The organism is Albidovulum salinarum (assembly GCF_025673475.1).
GTDB lineage: Bacteria > Pseudomonadota > Alphaproteobacteria > Rhodobacterales > Rhodobacteraceae > Albidovulum > Albidovulum salinarum.
In genome coordinates this window covers 85,125-102,440 of sequence record NZ_JAOVQO010000002.1, presented here as the reverse complement: position 1 = coordinate 102,440, position 17,316 = coordinate 85,125, and the positions used below count along the sequence as shown (strand labels likewise).

At 67.2% G+C, this 17,316-nt stretch carries 15 protein-coding genes; 10 read left to right on the top strand and 5 right to left on the bottom strand.

Translation table 11 applies throughout. From position 1 onward, the window contains the following. Positions 1-69 precede the first annotated feature (69 nt). The gene (gene hemB / locus OEZ60_RS02520) at positions 70-1,065 is read right to left on the bottom strand and encodes a porphobilinogen synthase (RefSeq protein ID WP_263332900.1); all 996 of its coding nucleotides are present in this window, start codon (positions 1,063-1,065) and stop codon (positions 70-72) included. Between the two features lie 118 nt (positions 1,066-1,183). Here hemB and OEZ60_RS02515 point away from each other — a divergent pair, with 118 nt between their 5' ends. Both OEZ60_RS02515 and mfd read left to right on the top strand, forming a co-directional pair. Continuing rightward, positions 1,184-1,711, top strand: coding sequence for a component of SufBCD complex (locus tag OEZ60_RS02515; protein ID WP_263332899.1), 528 nt, complete (start codon positions 1,184-1,186; stop codon positions 1,709-1,711). Between the two features lie 30 nt (positions 1,712-1,741). Continuing rightward, the gene (gene mfd / locus OEZ60_RS02510; protein ID WP_263332897.1) at positions 1,742-5,182 is read left to right on the top strand and encodes a transcription-repair coupling factor; all 3,441 of its coding nucleotides are present in this window, start codon (positions 1,742-1,744) and stop codon (positions 5,180-5,182) included. A 19-nt stretch (positions 5,183-5,201) separates the two neighbouring features. Here mfd and OEZ60_RS02505 read toward each other — a convergent pair whose 3' ends face one another. The 3 genes from OEZ60_RS02505 to OEZ60_RS02495 are packed head-to-tail and all read right to left on the bottom strand — an operon-like array spanning position 5,202 to position 8,589. Then, on the bottom strand, positions 5,202-6,425 hold the full coding sequence (locus OEZ60_RS02505) for a multidrug effflux MFS transporter (protein ID WP_263332895.1): 1,224 nt from the start codon (positions 6,423-6,425) through the stop codon (positions 5,202-5,204). Next, complete coding sequence (locus OEZ60_RS02500) at positions 6,422-7,081, bottom strand: DsbA family oxidoreductase (RefSeq protein ID WP_263332893.1); 660 nt, start codon at positions 7,079-7,081, stop codon at positions 6,422-6,424. Before OEZ60_RS02500 ends, OEZ60_RS02505 begins: the two co-directional genes overlap by 4 nt. Then, positions 7,078-8,589 carry a class I adenylate-forming enzyme family protein gene (locus OEZ60_RS02495; protein WP_263332891.1) on the bottom strand — a complete coding sequence of 504 codons (1,512 nt, stop codon included), beginning with the start codon at positions 8,587-8,589 and terminating at the stop codon, positions 7,078-7,080. Before OEZ60_RS02495 ends, OEZ60_RS02500 begins: the two co-directional genes overlap by 4 nt. A gap of 84 nt (positions 8,590-8,673) precedes the next feature. Here OEZ60_RS02495 and OEZ60_RS02490 point away from each other — a divergent pair, with 84 nt between their 5' ends. From OEZ60_RS02490 to OEZ60_RS02455, 8 genes are all read left to right on the top strand, one after another. Next, complete coding sequence (locus OEZ60_RS02490; protein ID WP_263332889.1) at positions 8,674-9,300, top strand: helix-turn-helix domain-containing protein; 627 nt, start codon at positions 8,674-8,676, stop codon at positions 9,298-9,300. Positions 9,301-9,330: 30 nt separating this feature from the next. Next, positions 9,331-10,953: an alpha-D-glucose phosphate-specific phosphoglucomutase gene (locus tag OEZ60_RS02485; protein WP_263332887.1), complete on the top strand. Its 1,623-nt coding sequence runs from the start codon at positions 9,331-9,333 to the stop codon at positions 10,951-10,953. Between the two features lie 54 nt (positions 10,954-11,007). Then, positions 11,008-11,880, top strand: a complete 873-nt coding sequence (locus tag OEZ60_RS02480; RefSeq protein ID WP_263332885.1) for a glucosamine kinase nucleotide-binding domain-containing protein — start codon at positions 11,008-11,010, stop codon at positions 11,878-11,880. Continuing rightward, positions 11,880-13,043: an N-acetylglucosamine-6-phosphate deacetylase gene (gene nagA, locus OEZ60_RS02475; RefSeq protein WP_263332883.1), complete on the top strand. Its 1,164-nt coding sequence runs from the start codon at positions 11,880-11,882 to the stop codon at positions 13,041-13,043. Before OEZ60_RS02480 ends, nagA begins: the two co-directional genes overlap by 1 nt. A gap of 132 nt (positions 13,044-13,175) precedes the next feature. Further along, positions 13,176-13,862 carry a ribulose-phosphate 3-epimerase gene (gene rpe / locus OEZ60_RS02470; protein ID WP_263332881.1) on the top strand — a complete coding sequence of 229 codons (687 nt, stop codon included), beginning with the start codon at positions 13,176-13,178 and terminating at the stop codon, positions 13,860-13,862. A 17-nt stretch (positions 13,863-13,879) separates the two neighbouring features. After that, complete coding sequence (locus tag OEZ60_RS02465) at positions 13,880-14,434, top strand: thioredoxin family protein (protein ID WP_263332879.1); 555 nt, start codon at positions 13,880-13,882, stop codon at positions 14,432-14,434. After that, a complete protein-coding gene (gene gph / locus OEZ60_RS02460; protein WP_263332877.1) occupies positions 14,431-15,093 on the top strand; it encodes a phosphoglycolate phosphatase in 663 nt (220 codons plus the stop codon). Before OEZ60_RS02465 ends, gph begins: the two co-directional genes overlap by 4 nt. Positions 15,094-15,188: 95 nt before the next feature. Beyond that, positions 15,189-16,052: an MBL fold metallo-hydrolase gene (locus OEZ60_RS02455; protein WP_263333245.1), complete on the top strand. Its 864-nt coding sequence runs from the start codon at positions 15,189-15,191 to the stop codon at positions 16,050-16,052. Between the two features lie 13 nt (positions 16,053-16,065). Here the strand turns inward: OEZ60_RS02455 and OEZ60_RS02450 are convergent, their stop codons facing one another. Further along, complete coding sequence (locus OEZ60_RS02450; protein WP_263332875.1) at positions 16,066-17,250, bottom strand: NAD(P)/FAD-dependent oxidoreductase; 1,185 nt, start codon at positions 17,248-17,250, stop codon at positions 16,066-16,068. Positions 17,251-17,316: the final 66 nt, after the last annotated feature.

The window sequence follows — 17,316 nt, the reverse complement described above, 5'->3', positions numbered from 1 at the left end:
AGTGCAGATTGCCCGCCCTGTCATCAAGACTTGCGCAGCACGCGTTCAACTCCGCGAGACCTCGCCGGATCAGCCGCGCAGGATACGCGCGATGTCTGGGGCGAAATAGGTGAGGATCCCGTCGCATCCCGCGCGCCGGAACGCGAGCAGGCTTTCGAGGATCACCTCCTCCTTCACCCAGCCGTTCAGGATTGCGCCCTTGAGCATCGCGTATTCGCCAGAGACCTGGTAGGCAAAGGTCGGCGCGCCGAACTCGGCCTTCACCGCGGCGCAGATGTCGAGATAGGCAAGCCCCGGCTTGACCATCACCATGTCCGCCCCTTCAGACAGGTCGCGGGCGACGAGCCTCAGCGCCTCGTCACGGTTCGCCGGGTTCATCTGGTAGGTCTTCTTGTCGCCCTTCAGGGCGCCGGACGCGCCGACGGCGTCGCGGAACGGGCCGTAGAAGGCGGAGGCATACTTCGCGGCATAGCTCAGGATCGCCACGTCCTTGTGACCCGCCGCCTCTAGCCCGGCACGCATCGCGCCGATCCGTCCGTCCATCATGTCCGAGGGGCCGATAATGTCGGCCCCCGCCTCGGCCTGGGCGAGCGCCATCCTGACCAGCGCCTCGACCGTTTCGTCGTTGAGGATGATTCCGTCCCGCACGAGCCCGTCGTGGCCATTGGCGTTGTAGGGGTCGAGCGCCACGTCGGTCATCACCGCGAGCTCCGGCACCGCCGCCTTGATCGCGCGTACGGCGCGGTTGGAGAGGTTCTCGGGGTTCCAGGCCTCTTCGCAGGCTTCGGTCTTCGTCGTGGGATCGGTGTAGGGAAAGAGGCAGAGGGCCTGAATCCCGAGCCTTGCCGCCTCCTCGGCGGCGCGCACCGCGCCCTCGACGGTCAACCGTGACACGCCCGGCATCGAAGGCACGGCCACGTCGGCGCCGGGAACGTCGGTGACGAAGATAGGCCAGATCAGGTCGCTCACGCCGAGCCGGGTTTCGGCCACGAGATCGCGCAGGGCGGCCGTGCGGCGCAGGCGCCGGAATCGGGTGGCGGGGTAGGGGGCCTGGATCGGGGTCATGTCGCGGTCTCTTCTCTGCGGTCGAAAATACGGGTTGCACGGTTCGCACCATATCTCAAGGGTGGAAACCGCCGCAGCGCGCCGCTAGCATCGAACCGGCAGGCATCGGGGAAACGCCTTGGACTTTACGCAAACGCTTCACGACCTGATCGACTTTCGATCGTTCTCGAACCTCTGGTACTGGATCGCTTTGGCGGTCACCTGGTCGGCAGCATCGCACCGGGTGCTTGGCATCCCGTTCGACATGGTGATGCGCGCACGCCGATTGGGCGGGAAAGCGGAGCAGGATCTTCAGGACATCGTGCGGGTCAATGTGACGCGGATCCTTTATATCGGCCGCGAAGCCGGCGTGATCCTGATGGCCATGTTCAGCTTCGTGCTCACCACTCTCGGGCTTCTGGGCTTCCTCTACCGGGTGGAATTCTGCCAGGCGATCTTTCTGATCGCGCTGCCCATGTCGCTGGTCGGCTTGCTCAGCCTGGCGACGGCGGCCCGGATCGAGGAGCATGACGAGCAGGGAGAAGTTCTGCGCCGGCGGCTTTCGATGCATCGGATCATGGTCCAGGCGATCGGAATCGTCTCGATCTTCGTCACCGCGTTCTGGGGCATGCTGCAGAACATGAACCTCTCGATCCTGCCCGGTTGACTCCTGCGCCGGGCGGGATAGGTGAGGGCGATGACCACGCCTGCCCATATCACGCTCTCCGGCGCGCCCGAGGGATTCGACGCCCGCCTCCTCGCCCGTGAGCTGGCGAAGGGCGCGCCCGTCCTTCATGTCGCGCGCGACGACAAGCGTATGGAAGCGATGCGGGCCGCGCTCGCCTTCTTCGCGCCCGACGCACTGGTACTGACCTTCCCGGCCTGGGACTGCCTGCCCTTCGACCGCGTCTCGCCGAATGCCGATGTCTCCGCGACCCGGATGGCGACGCTCGCGGCACTTGCGCAGGGCCTGCCGGGGCCGTTCATCCTCCTGACCACGCTCAGCGCCGCGACGCAGCGCCTTCCCGCGCGCGAGGTGTTGGCCGCCGCCTCGTTTACCGCCCGCGTCGGCCAGCGGATCGACGAGGCCGCCCTTCGCGGCTTCCTCGTCCGCATGGGCTTCTCGCAAAGCCCGACCGTAACGGAACCCGGCGACTACGCCGTCCGCGGCGGCATCATCGATATCTTCCCGCCGGGCGAGGGCGGCCCGGTCCGGCTCGACCTGTTCGGCGACGTGCTCGACGGCGCCCGACGCTTCGATCCGGCAACGCAACGAACGACCGAGAAGCTGACCGCAGTAGAACTCGCGCCGGTCTCCGAGATCATCCTCGACGAGGCGGCGATCACCCGCTTCCGGCAGAACTACCGCATCGAGTTCGGCGCCGCCGGCACCGACGATCCGCTTTACGAGGCGGTGAGCGCGGGACGCAAGCACGCCGGGATGGAGCATTGGCTTCCATTTTTCCACGAACGGCTGGAGACCTTGTTCGACTACCTGCCCGGCGCGAGCGTGATGCTCGACGACCAGCTCACCCCGGCGCGGCTTTCGCGCTGGGAGGGGATCGAGGATCAATACGACACCCGGCGCGAGGCGATGCGGCGCAAGGACCGGCTGGATTCCGTCTACAAGCCCTGCGCGCCGGAATTGATGTATCTCGACGATGCCGGCTGGCAGGTGGCTATTGCTGGTCACCGGGTGATCCAGTTCGTCGAGCTGCCGCAGGCGACCGGGCCCGGTGTCCTTGACGCCGGCGGCCGGATCGGTCGCAACTTCGCGCCCGAGCGCCAGCTTGAAAACGTCAATCTCTTCAGCGCGCTGGCCGACCATCTGAACGCGCGCCGCGCGGATGGACAGGTGGTGGTCGCCTCCTATTCCGAAGGCGCGCGCGAGCGCCTCAAGGGCCTCCTGGAAGACGAGGAGGTGCTGGGCACCACGCTTACCCGCGACATTCGCGACGTGCCCGAGGGCAAGGGCGGGCTGTTCCTTGCGGTCTGGGCGCTCGAACACGGGTTCGAGGGTGGCGGGCTCACCGTGATCTCCGAGCAGGACGTGCTTGGCGAGCGGCTGATCCGCGGCGCGAAAAAGCGCAGGAAGGCCGAGAACTTCCTGACCGAAGCTCAATCGCTTTCGCCGGGTGACCTCGTGGTCCATGTCGACCACGGCGTCGGCCGCTATACCGGGCTCGAGACGATCACCGCGCTCGGCGCGCCGCATGATTGTGTGGCGCTCGAGTATGCCGGCGGCGACCGGCTCTACCTGCCGGTCGAGAACATCGAGCTTCTCAGCCGCTACGGCCACGAGGAGGGGCTGCTCGACAAGCTCGGCGGCGGTGCCTGGCAGGCGAAGAAGGCGAAGCTCAAGGAGCGTATCCGCCAGATCGCCGAGCGGCTGATGCGGGTCGCGGCCGAGCGGCTGCTGCGCAAGGCGCCGATCCTCGAGGCGCCGCATCACGAATGGGACGCCTTCGCCGCGCGCTTCCCCTACCAGGAGACCGACGACCAGCTGTCCGCCATCGAGGAGGTGGCGGGGGATCTCGCCGAGGGCCGCCCGATGGACCGGCTCGTCGTCGGCGATGTCGGCTTCGGCAAGACCGAGGTGGCGATGCGCGCCGCCTTCATCGCCGCGATGTCCGGGGTCCAGATCGCGGTGATCGCGCCGACGACGCTGCTCGCCCGCCAGCATTTCAAGACCTTCTCGGACCGCTTCCGGGGCACCGCGATCACCGTGCGGCCGCTCTCGCGCTTCGTTTCCGCCCGCGACGCGGCGCAGACGCGCGAGGGTCTGGCCGAGGGCACGGTGGATATCGTCATCGGCACCCATGCGGTGCTCGCCAAGGGAATGAAGTTCCGCAATCTCGGCCTTCTCGTCATCGACGAGGAGCAGCATTTCGGTGTCACCCACAAGGAGCGGCTGAAGGAGATGCGGTCGGAGATCCATGTCCTCACCCTGACCGCGACCCCGATCCCGCGCACGCTTCAACTTTCGCTCACAGGTGTCCGGGATCTCAGCATAATCGGCACTCCGCCGATCGACCGTCTGGCGATCCGCACCTATGTCAGCGAGTTTGACAGCGTGACCATCCGCGAGGCGCTCCTGCGCGAACGCTACCGTGGCGGCCAGAGCTTCTACGTCGTCCCGCGCATCAAGGACCTGCCCGGGATCGAGGAGTTCCTGAAGACCCATGTGCCCGAGGTCAGCTATGTCATCGCGCACGGCCAGATGGCGGCGGGCGAACTCGACGAGCGGATGAACGCGTTCTACGACGGCCAGTACGACGTGCTCCTGGCGACGACCATCGTCGAGAGCGGGCTCGACATTCCGACCGCGAACACGATGGTCGTGCACCGGGCGGACATGTTCGGCCTGTCGCAGCTCTACCAGATCCGCGGCCGGGTGGGGCGGTCGAAGCTGCGGGCCTATTGCTACCTCACCACGAAGCCGCGCCTGCCGCTCACGCCGAACGCGCAGAAACGGCTGCGCCTCCTCGGCAGCCTCGACAGCCTCGGGGCGGGGTTCAACCTTGCCTCGCAGGACCTCGACCTGCGCGGCGCCGGCAATATTCTCGGCGAAGAACAATCCGGTCATATCAACGAGGTAGGCTACGAACTTTATCAATCGATGCTTGAGGACACGATCGCCAGGATCAAGGCCGGCGATCTCGAGACGCCCACCGCCGAGGACGGCCAATGGTCGCCGCAGATCAATCTCGGTGTGCCGGTGATGATCCCGGACAGCTACGTTCCCGATCTTGACGTGCGTCTCGGGCTCTACCGCCGGCTCTCCTCGCTCACGACGAAGGTGGAACTCGAAGGCTTCGCCGCCGAGCTCATCGACCGCTTCGGCCCGGTGCCGAAGGAGGTCAACACGCTGCTCGTGGTCATGCGGATCAAGGCGATGTGCCGGCGGGCGCATATCGGCCGGCTCGACGCCGGCCCGAAGGGCGCGACGGTGCAGTTCCACATGGACAAGTTCCCCAATCCGGCGGGCCTCGTGGATTATCTGCAGGCCGAGCGGGGAATGGCCAAGATCAAGGACAACAAGGTCATCGTCCGGCGCGACTGGAGCAAGGACAGCGACAAGATCAAGGGGGTCTTTGCGATCGCCCGCGAGCTTGCCGAGAAGGTCCGCCAAGGCTGACCCCGGCGGCCGCGGCGGCTCACCCCTCGGACCTTGGCAACAGGAGCATCAGCAGCAGCGCCACAACGGAGCAGGCGAAGACGCCGGCCATCAACGGCACGGGCGTGCCATCGAAGGCGAGCCGGACAGGCTCTGCGACCGCCACCGAGAGTACTGTCGCGAGCGCAGTGACCAGCGAGGCGGCCGTTCCCGCGATATGTCCCATCGGCTCCAGCGCGAGCGCGTTCAGGTTGCCGATCGTCGTGCCGAGCATGAAGAAAACCGTTGTCGTCCAATAGAGATAGAGCCAGAAGCCAAACCATTCCGGCACGAGGCCGAGCGCGAACACAGCCGCGATGACCCCGGAATTCACCGCCTGCAAGGCGAAGCTCGCGGTCGCAAGGCGCCGCATTCCGAGCCGCGTCACGAGCCGCGCGTTGAGCAGGCTTGCGCTCGCGGCGATCACGGCGATCAGCGCGAACCATCTCGGAAAGCTCTCGGCCCGGCCGAAGCTCTGGTCGAAGACCTGCTGGGTGGAGGCGAGGGTCGCAAAGAGGCTTCCGAAAACCAGCGTCAGAACCAGCATCACCAGGATCACGAGCCGGTGGGACGCCACCTCGCACGCCGCGGCGAGGAGCGGGGCGGGAGAGAAGGCACGGCGCCGTTCCCTGGGCAGCGTCTCGGCCTGGCGCAGGCCGAACCACGACATGCTGAGCAGCGCGAAGAGAACGAAGGCCATGAAGATCGCGCGCCAGCCGAATCCCGCGATGATGAAAGAGCCGAAGAGCGGGGCCACCGCGGGCACCAGCGCGAAGACCATCATCACGAACGAGATCAGCCGCGCCATCTCGCGTCCGGCATAGAGGTCTCGGACCAGCGCCAATCCGGCAACGCGCGGCCCCGCGACGCCGAGCCCCTGGAGGATCCGCGCCGCCAGCACCAGTTCCAACGTCGGCACCGCCCAGGCCAACAGCGCGCCGAGGCAGTAGAGCAACGCGCCGCCAATGATCACCACACGGCGGCCGAACGCGTCCGAGAGCGGGCCGGTCACGAAGGTGCCGAGCCCCATGCCGAAGACGAAGCTGGTGATGATCAGTTGCGCCCGGTTCGGCGCCGCGGGCGCGAGTTCCACCGCGATCTCCGGCATGGCCGGCAGCATCGCGTCGATCGAGAAGGCGGTCATCGCGAACATCATCGCGAGAAGCGCCACGAACTCCGGCAGGGGCAGGCGCCGGGCCGGCGCGATGTCGGCTGCGGTGGTCACGTCTCGCTATTCCTGCGCAATTCGGCAATGCGCTCAGACAGTTCCTCGACGATCTTACCCCATGTCGCGGTCGGCTGGGCGCCCTGAAGCACATGGCGCTCGGCGATGATGAAGGTCGGGACCGCGTTCACGCCGCGCTCGCGGGCATGCTCGATCCGGGCGCGGATCTCCTCCACATCGCCATCGCCATCGAGGAGACGGCGCATCATGTCCCGGTCGAGGCCGACCTCGCCGGCGATATCGGCCAGCGTATCGGCATCGCCGACATCGCGCCCGTCGCGCCAGAGCGCGCGGAACAACGCCGAGACCATCGCCGTCTGTCGGCCCTCGAACCCGGCCCAGTGGATCAGCCGGTGCGCGTCGAGCGTGTTCGGTGCCCGCTGCACCCGGTCGAGGTTGAGCTCGATTCCGGCCTCGGCGGCGTGGCTGACGAGCGGCGCATCGGCGCGGGCGGCGCCTTCGCGGCCGCCGAACTTCGCCTCCATGTAGGCGTGCCGGTCCATGCCTTCCTTCGGCATCTCGGGATTGAGCTGGTAGGGATGCCACTCGATGACGAACGGATGCTCCGGATGGGCCTCGAGCGCACGATCGAGATAGGCTTTTCCGACATAACACCAGGGGCAGGCAATGTCAGAAAGAATATCGAGCCGGATCATGGTGTTTCCTTCCATTCCTCACGTAGCGCGCGGCGATTGATCTTGCCGTTCGCGGTCACCGGCAAGGCGTCGCGGCGAAGATAGAGCCGCGGCTGCTTGTAGCGCGCGAGGCAGGCTTCGGCATGCGCCGCCAGTTCGGCCTCGGGTGCCTCCCCGATGTAGAAGAGGGCGATGACGCTGGCATCGGCCTTGACCTTGAGTTCGACCGCCGCGCTGGCGCCGACGCCGGGATGGCTGTTCAGCGCGGCTTCGATCTCGGCCGGCGAGACGCGGAAACCGCCTGCGTTGATCATGTCGTCGGCGCGGCCCAGCGAGGTGATCGCGCCATCTTCGGCCATCGTCACCATGTCGCCGGTCTGGAACCAGTCGCCCTCGAGAGGGGCAAATGTATCGCCTTCGAGCACGCCAAGGAACAGTCCGGGATCGGTGCGATGCACGGCGAGGATGCCCGCCTCGCCGCGTTCGGCGGGAAGACCGTTGCCCCCGAGAACCGCGATCCTGCGGCCCGGCTGCGGATAGCCGGTCGCGCCATCGGGCGCGGGGCGAAGCGGGCTGGATGAGAGGAAGGTCGAGCATTCCGACATTCCCATCGCCTCGTGCAGGTCGGTGCCGGTAGCGTCGCGCCAGGCCTGGCGAATCGCCAGCGGGAGTTTTTCGCCGGCCGACAGACCATGCCGGAGCCGGGGCAGGACGAGCGGTCCTCCTTGCGCGAGGAGCTTGCGATAAACGCCGGGAACAGCGGCAAAAACCGTGACGTCGAACCGCTTCGCCAGAAGCGGGAGCTGCTCGGTCGCCACGCCCTCTGCGGCGACCAGCGCGGTGGCACCGGCCACCCAGGGATCGAAGAGCCCGGTGCCGAGCGTGTAGGTCCAGTTCAGCGCCCCGGCATGCATCAGCCGGTCCTCTGCGCCTATGCCGGTCCAGCCCCCGGCCATCATGCCACGGGCCCAGACCGCGCGATGGGCATGGGCGACGGCCCGCGGACGGCCGGAGGTGCCCGAGGTGAAGACGACATAGCCGAGCCGGTCTGGATCGCCGAGCGCCCAGTCGGCGGGCGGGCGCGCCTCGAAGCCGCGGAGCTCGGCTTCGCTCAGGACCGGGCAGGGGGCGGGATCGGGCAGGGCGATACCCTCGCCCGCGACGATCAGCTTCGGCGCGAGCGCGGCACAGAGCCGGGCCACCTCGCCGGATGTGAGGCCCGCCGCGGTCGGCACCGGCACCAGCCCCGCAGTCACCGCGCCGAGGAAGGCGAGCGGAAAGGCGACTCCGTTGCCGAGCCGCAGCATCACCCGGTCGCCGGGCACAAGCCCCCGCTCCAGAAGACCGGTCGCCACGCCGCGCACGGCGGCCTCGAGCCGACCGTAGCTCCAACGTTCGGCACCCGAGGGCCGCAGGATCTGCAGCGCGACATGGTCAGGCCGGGACCCGGCGGCGGCAAGCACATGCCGCGCAAGGTTGAACGGCGCGGGGCAGGCGGGCCAGGGCAGAGGATCGGTAACGGAGCGCATGCCCCTCGCTACGCCGCCCGTCCAGCCGTTGCAAGCCGGGGTGGAATGGCGCTATTGCACTGGTGACCCTCTTGGAATGATCAGATGAGCGACATCGACCCGACCGGAATGATCCGCATCGCCCGTGCGGACGGCGCCGAGAGCGAGCCGGCCGAGCCGCTCAACCTCGGCCAGCGAGTGCGCGACCTGAGAAAGGAGCGCGGCTGGACACTGGAACAGGCTGCGGGGCAGGCGGGGCTCGCGCGCTCGACCCTCTCGAAGATCGAGAACGGCCAGATGTCACCGACTTACGAGGCGTTGAAGAAGCTCGCCGAGGGCCTGTCGATCACGGTGCCCCAGCTCTTCACGCCGCCGTCGAAGGCGCAGATCTCGGGGCGGATGGCGGTGACCAAGGCAACCGAGGGCCAGGCCCACGCCACCGCGACCTACGAGCACCGGCTGCTCGCCGGCGCGCTGCGGGCCAAGCAGATGCTGCCCTATACCGCGCGTATCCGGGCACGCGCGATCGAGGAGTTCGACGGCTGGGTCCGCCATGACGGCGAGGAGTTCCTCTATGTCCTGACCGGAGTCGTCCGGCTGTACACAGAGTTCTACGAACCCGTCGATCTGCGCCGTGGCGACAGCGCCTATTACGACGCGACGATGGGCCACAACGTGATTTCGCTGAGCGCCGAGGATGCAACGATCCTCTGGGTGACCAGCCTGATGTAGGCCCGGAACCGGGCCGAGAGGGAGCAATTGATGCGTGTGACGTGCAGTCCGAAGGACGGGCAGAAGCCCGGAACCTCGGGATTGAGGAAGAAGACGAAGGTCTTCATGTCAGAGGGTTATCTCGAAACCTTCGTCCAGTCGATCTTCGACGCGACCGGCGGCGCGAAGGGTAAGACCTATGTTGTCGGGGGCGATGGGCGCTACTTCAACGAACGCGCGGCGCAGGTGATCCTGAAGATGGCTGCGGCCAATGGCGCGCGGCGGGTGATCGTCGGCCAATATGCGCTTCTGTCGACGCCCGCGGCCTCGCATCTGATCCGGCTCAACCACGCCGACGGCGGCATCATCCTATCGGCCTCGCACAATCCCGGCGGGCTGGAGGCGGATTTCGGGGTCAAGTTCAACACCGCCAATGGCGGCCCGGCGCCAGAGGCGATGACCGAGGCGATCCACGCCCGGACGAAGGTGATCGACGAGTATTTCATTGCCGACGCGGCGGATGTGAACTTGTCGAGGATCGGCACGCAAGAGATTGGCGGGATGGAGATTTCCGTCATAGACCCGGTCGCCGACTATGCCGCGCTGATGGAAAACCTGTTCGACTTCGACGCGATCCGCGCGATGTTCGCGCGCGGCTTCAGGATGCGGTTCGACGCGATGTGCGCCGTGACCGGTCCCTACGCCCGCGAGATCCTCGAGAACCGCCTCGGCGCGGCACCGGGCACCGTCGTCAATGCCGAGCCGCTGCCGGATTTCGGCGGCATGCATCCCGATCCCAACCCGACCTGGGCGCATGATCTCATGGAGCGCATGTTCGGCCCCGAGGCGCCCGACCTCGGCGCGGCTTCCGACGGGGACGGCGACCGCCACATGATCGTCGGCCGCGGCATCTACGTCGCGCCCTCGGACGGGTTCGCCGTACTCGCCGCCAATGCCCATCTCGCGCCGGGATACCGGGACGGGCTGAAGGGCGTCGCCCGCTCGATGCCGACCTCCGCGGCGGTGGACCGGGTCGCCGCCGCGCTCGGCATCGGCTGCCATGAGACGCCGACCGGCTGGAAGTTCTTCGGCAACCTCCTCGATTCCGGCCGCGCGACGCTCTGCGGCGAAGAGAGCTTCGGCGCCGGATCGGATCACGTGCGTGAGAAGGACGGGCTCTGGGCGGTTCTTCTTTGGCTGAATATCCTTGCGGAACGCACTGAAAGCGTTTCAGAAATCCTCAATGGCCACTGGCGCCGATTCGGCCGGAACTACTACTCCCGGCACGATTACGAGGCGCTGCCGTCAGACGTTGCCGAAGCGGTGCTGGCGACCCTGCGCGCGAAGCTCCCGGAGTTGCCGGGGCAGGAGATCGCGGGCCTCACCGTCGCGGCTGCCGACGACTTCGCCTATGCCGATCCGGTCGACGGATCGGTCTCGCGGGGGCAGGGGTTGCGGATCGTCTTCACCGACGGTTCGCGCGTGGTGCTGCGGCTCTCCGGAACCGGGACCGAGGGCGCGACGATCCGGCTGTACCTCGAACGCCATGTGGCGGGGCCGGACGGGCTTTCGGAGGAGGTCCAGACCGCGCTCGCGCCGGTTCTGGAGGCTGCGGAGACGCTCGCCGGAATACGGAGCCGAACCGGTCGCGCGGGGCCGGACGTCATTACCTGAAGAGACCATCGTCAATCTTCGACTGGGCATCGCTGAGAGGACGGGATCGAGAACATGGTCGAGGCGCCAATCCTGATCGGCCTTGACGGCGGCGGCACGTCTTGTCGGGCGGCGCTGTGCCTCGGGTCCGGCAAGCGTGTCGAAGTGGTCGGCGGGCCCGCGAACGTCTCGGACTTCGCCGGCGCGATGGCGCGGATCGCGAGCCTGCTGCCGCGCCTCGCGAAGGCCGCCGGTCTGCCCAAAGCCGCACTCGGGCAAGCGGTTGCGCATCTCGGGTTGGCGGGCGTCATGGACGCAGCGATGGCCGACCGGGTCGTCGCAGGGCTGCCGTTTGCCCGCGTCACCGTCACCGACGATCAGCCGACGATGATCGCGGGCGCGCTCGGGCTGGATGACGGCGTGGTCGCGGCGATCGGCACCGGGTCTTTCATCGGCCGCCAGACCGGCGGCAGGATCCGCAGCGTCGGCGGCTGGGGCTTCGCGCTTGGCGACCAGTCCTCGGGCGCCTGGCTCGGCCGCCGTCTGCTGACCGAAACGCTGCTGGACCATGACGGGATGGCACCGTCGAGCCGCCTGACAAGAGCCACGCTGGAGAGGTTCGGCGGTGCCGCCGGGATCACCGCCTTTGGACTGAGCGCATCCCCGGCCGAGTATGCCGCGCTCGCGCCGGACATTGTTGCCGCGGCCACAGCCGGGGACGCGGTGGCCGGGCGCCTGATGGGCGAGGGGGCCGCCTATGTCGAACGCGCGACCGCCGCGCTCGGTCTGGCCGAAGGCGAGCCGCTGTGCCTGGCCGGAGGTCTTGGCCCAGCTTACGCAGCATGGCTCCCTCCGGCCCTCGCCGAGAGGATCGTAGCACCGAAGGGCAGCGCGCTCGACGGCGCGCTTGCGCTTGCGGCGCGGTTGGCGGCCTTGGAGGTACAGTGATGCCGACGCTCTATCACGGTGCCATGATCTTCGACGGCGACCGGCTCGGTCCCGGTGCGCTTCTCGTCGATCGGGGCCGGATCGCCGCGATCCTGCCGCCAGAGGCGCGACCCGACGCGACCGAGACGGTAGTGCTTCCGGGTGGTATTCTCGCGCCGGGCTTCGTTGATCTGCAACTCAACGGCGGCGGCGGGGTGATGTTCAACGACGCGCCGAGCGTCGCGACCCTGGCCCGCATCGCCGAGGCCCACGAGCGGCTCGGCACCCTGATGTTCCTGCCGACGCTGATCACCGACACGTCCGCGCAGACGCGCGCCGCGATCGACGCGGTCGAGGGGGCGATTGCCGCGGGCATATCCGGTGTCGCGGGGCTCCACCTCGAGGGGCCGCATCTGAGCCTTGCCCGGAAGGGCGCCCATGATCCCGCGCTGATCCGGCCGATGGAGGAGGGCGACCTCGCGATGCTGCTCGACGCCGCGCGGCGGTTGCCGAGGCTCATGGTGACGCTGGCGCCCGAAAGCGTGAGCCTTGCGCAGATATCGGCCTTGTCCGAGGCCGGCGTGATCGTGTCCCTCGGCCACACCGACGCGGATTTCGCGACCTGCAAGGCCGCCGTGACCGCCGGCGCGCGGCTCGCCACGCATCTCTTCAACGCCATGAGTCCACTCGGCCACCGGGAGCCGGGCCTCGTCGGCACGGCGCTGACAACCGGAGCGCTCGACGCCGGGCTGATCGCCGACGGCATCCATGTGCATCCGGCTGCAATGGCGGCCGCGCTGGCGGCCAAGGCCGGGCCGGGCGAGATATTCCTCGTGACCGACGCGATGGCGCCGGCAGGGACCGGAATCCGGCGTTTCGAATTGAACGGTCGTGAGATCCTGAGACGGGATGGAAGGCTCACGCTTGCGGACGGCACGCTCGCGGGTGCGGATCTGAACTTTACACGCGCGATCCGGGTGTTGCGCGACGATGTTGGCGTCGCGCTCGACCGTGCGCTGGCGATGGCGAGCCGGATCCCGGCGCGCGTGCTTGGCCTCACAGATCGGTGCGGCATGCTGGAACCGGGGCGCGATGCGGATTTCGTCCATCTCACGGATGACCTGAGACTCGCGGGAGTTTGGCGGAAGGGCGTGCCCGTCGATTCCGACACCAATATCCGATAAGCCGAATTATGTAACTTAAATCGACTGCGAACCGCTGCCGAGGCTAGTATTTGCGGCAAAACCAAGCTGCATTCTGGTGTTACGCGTCGATTGACGGTAGATGGATCCGAAAAGTAATCCCGGAGCCTTTCCATGCCCTTCGACCGCAAGATCAAGATCGCCCCGTCGATCCTCTCCGCCGATTTCGCGAATTTCGGTCAGGAGATCCGTGCCATCGAGGATCAAGGCTGCGACTGGGTTCATGTCGATGTGATGGACGGCCACTTCGTGCCGAACCTGACCTTCGGCCCGGCCATGTGCAAGGCGATCCGGCCGCATATCCGCACGGTCATGGATGTGCACCTGATGATCGCGCCGGTCGATCCCTATATCGACGCCTTCGCCGAGGCCGGCGCCGACATCATCACCGCTCATGTCGAGGCCGGCCCGCATATCCACCGCACGCTGCAAGCCATTCGCGCGACAGGAAAAAAGGCTGGCCTCGCGATCAATCCCGGAACTCCGGCCGACGCTGTCGCGCCGGTCATGGATCTCATCGACCTGGTTTGCGTAATGACGGTGAACCCCGGCTTCGGCGGGCAAAAATTCATTCATTCCCAAATAGATAAGATCCGCTCCTTGCGTGCCATGATCGGCGATCGCCCGATCCATATCGAGATCGACGGCGGCATCACGCCCGAGACCGCGCCGTTGGTCGCGGCAGCCGGCGCGGATGTCCTGGTGGCCGGATCGGGCGTGTTTTCCGGCGGTTCGGTTGCGAAGCCCGAGGTCTACGGCCAGAATATCGCCGCGATCCGCAAGGCGGCCGAAGCCGCCTGAAGTCAGAGGAAAACGCCATGGCAGTATCTCCGCCCGTCTGTGAGTTTGGCTGGAAAGCGGTGGATTTCACGCTGCCCGGCACGGATGGCCGCGACTGGTCATTGTCCGAGATCGCGGGTCCGAAAGGCACGCTGATCATGTTCATCTGCAACCACTGCCCCTATGTCCAGTCGGTGATCGACCGCATCGTCCGGGATGCGAAGGCGCTGCAGGACCTCGGCATTGGTGTCGCCGCAATCTCGGCCAACGATGCTCTGGCCTATCCGCAGGACAGCTTCGACGCCATGAAGTCCGAAGCCGCGCGCCACGCCTTCACTTTCCCCTATCTTTATGACGAGAGTCAAGCAGCCGCAAAGGCTTATGGCGCGACATGCACGCCTGACTTCTTCGGCTTCAACGCGGCGCTCGAGCTTCAGTATCGCGGCCGCCTCGACGCGTCGGGCCGCCAGGCCGCAGCGCCGGACGTGAAGCGCGAACTGTACGAGGCGATGCGGATGGTCGCGGAAACTGGCACGGGACCGGAGCACCAAGTGGCCTCGATGGGCTGCTCGATCAAGTGGAAGGCGGCGTGAGCCCTGCCCCGGCGCTGATCTTCGATCTCGACGGCACGCTGATCGACAGCTTGCCCGACCTCGCGGCGGCGGTGAACAGGATGCTCGCGGCCGAGGGTCAGCCACCGATGGTGCCGGCCCGGATCCGCTCCTTCGTCGGCGACGGCGCCAAGGTGCTCGTGGCCCGCGTCATGGCCGAGCGCGGGATCGACATGGCCCGACACGATGCGCTGGCCGGGCGGCTGGTGGCGGACTACACCGAACGCTCCGCCGAGCTCACGACGGTCTATCCTCATGTCCGCGAGACGCTCGGAACGCTGAGATCCGACGGGCACCGGCTCGGGATCTGCACCAACAAGCCCGCCGCGGCGACGGCCTCGGTTCTTGACGCGCTCGGGCTCGCGCCGTTCTTCGACTGCGTCGTCGCCGGCGACACCCTGGCCGAACGAAAGCCCCACCCTGCCCCGCTCCGCGCCGCCTGCGCGGCACTCGGCGGCGACTGCGTCTTCGTCGGCGACAGCGAGGTCGATGCGCACACCGCCGAAGCCGCCGGCATGCCGTTCCTGCTCTTCTCCGCCGGGTATCTTCGCGTGCCGCGCTCGGAGATCCGTTTCGCCGGCGACTTCGACGATTTCCGCGACCTGCCCCAATTCGTCGCGCGAGTCCGGGCGCTGACGTGACCTTTAGCGTTTCACCACACATATTCATCACTTGATATGTGTTTGGCGTTGACCATATCCTGTGGAGACGATCCCGGAGGCAGACCATGACGCTCGTGAAACCTGACGTGACCGCGTTTTTCGACGAGGCGACCAACACGGTGAGCTATGTCGTCGTCGATCCCGGCAGCTTGGCCGCCGCGGTCGTGGATTCGGTTCTCGACTTCGACTACGCCTCGGGCCGCACCGGCACGGCTTCGGCCGATCGCGTGATCGCGCACATCCGCGCAAAGGGTCTGCAGGTCGAATGGATCCTCGAAACCCATGTCCACGCGGATCATCTCTCGGCCGCACCCTATATCCAGGAACGCCTCGGCGGCCGGATCGGCATCGGCGAGAAGATCACGGTCGTCCAGAACACCTTCGGGAAGATCTTCAACGAGGGCACCGAGTTCCAGCGCGACGGCAGCCAGTTCGACCGGCTGTTTCGCGAAGGCGACAGGTTTGAGATCGGTGCGCTCGAAGGCCGGATCCTGCACACGCCGGGCCACACGCCGGCCTGTCTGACCTATGTGATCGGCGACGCGGCCTTTGTCGGCGATACGCTCTTCATGCCGGACTTCGGCACCGCACGCTGTGACTTCCCCGGCGGCTCGGCCGAAATGCTCTACGACTCGATCCAGAAGATCCTCGCCCTGCCGGACGAGACGCGGATCTTCGTCGGCCATGACTACAAGGCGCCCGGCCGCGACGAATTCGCCTGGGAGACGACGGTCGCCGAGGAGAAGACGCGCAACGTCCATATCGGCGGATCGCGCTCGGCCGCGGACTTCGTCGCCTTACGCGAAGCGCGCGACCGGACGCTCGACATGCCGAAGCTGATCATTCCGTCCTTGCAGGTGAACATGCGGGCGGGCCGGATGCCACCACCCGACGAGGATGGCGGCACCTATCTCAAGGTTCCCGTCGACAAGCTCTGACCCCGCGGGCGCCTCAGACGACGGCGCGTTCGAGGAAGGGCCGGTTCTCCAACACGCGCTCCGGCCCAAGCGGCGAGAGGTCGAGTGTCTCGTAGCGTCCCGTAAGGATCAGTTCCGCCATGCCGCGTCCCACCGCGGGCGCCTGCTGCAGGCCGTGCCCGGAAAAACCGGTCGCGACGTGAAAATTCTCGGTCCCCGGCCAGCGCCCCAGGATCGCGTTCTGGTCCAGCCGATTGTAGTCGTAGTGACCGACCCAGAACCGCATCACCTTCACCGCGTCGAAACCCTCGCTCCGGTTGTAGAGCCGCGGCCAGATCAGGTCCTCGAACTGGGCGTGATCGGGCTCCCAGTCCGTCTCGTCGCAGGGACCGTCGTCGATCGGCACCGTCGCGGTGATCCAGGCGCCGTGTTCGGGGCGCAGGTAGATCCCGGTATGGTCGATGATCAGGGGGGCGTCGGCGTGCCGGGCGTTCGGCGCGTCGACAACGAAGACCGTGCGCTTGCGCGGCTCGACAGGCAGCGCAATGCCCGCCATCGCGCAGATTTCGGTCGAGCCGGTGCCGGCCGCGCAGAGAAAGGCGTCGGCAGACACCCTGCCCCCGGTTTCGAGCATTGCGGCCGTGACGCGTGCGCCCTCCCGCTCCAGCCCCACGACCCGGTCATGGAAGAAGACCGCGCCGAGCGCCTTCGCACCCGCCCGGAACCCGTTCAGCAATCCCATGTTGTCGAACCAGCCCTCGTCCCGCGCGCCGATGCTGCCGGCGACCACATCGTCGAACTGCATCCACGGATAGCGCCGCGCGAGTTCCGCCCGGCCGAGCACTTCGGTCGCCGCTCCGAGCCCGCGCTGCATCGCGGCCAGCTCCTCGAGCACCTCGGCCCCCGTCTCGGTTCCGGTCAGGAACAGGTAGCCGTTCTCCTTCAGGCCGAGCGAGGGAACCCCGCCCTCCGGGCCGATTCGCGCGCCGAAATCGCGGATGAACGCGGCGCCGAAGCGCGAGATCTCGACGTTCACGGGATTTGAGAACTGCTGACGTACCGAGGCCACCGAGAGCGCCGTCGCGGCGCGGGCATAGGTCGGGTCTTTCTCGACCACCATGACCCGCAGGCCGGGTGCAATCCCGAGCAGCCACCAGGCCGTCGCCGCACCGGTGACCGCGCCGCCGACGATCACTACGTCCCAATGTCCATCCGTCATGGCAGGCTCCGCTCTGGTTGTGCGCCACATTAGGTATCACGAACGGGTGAAATGAAAAGTGGCTCC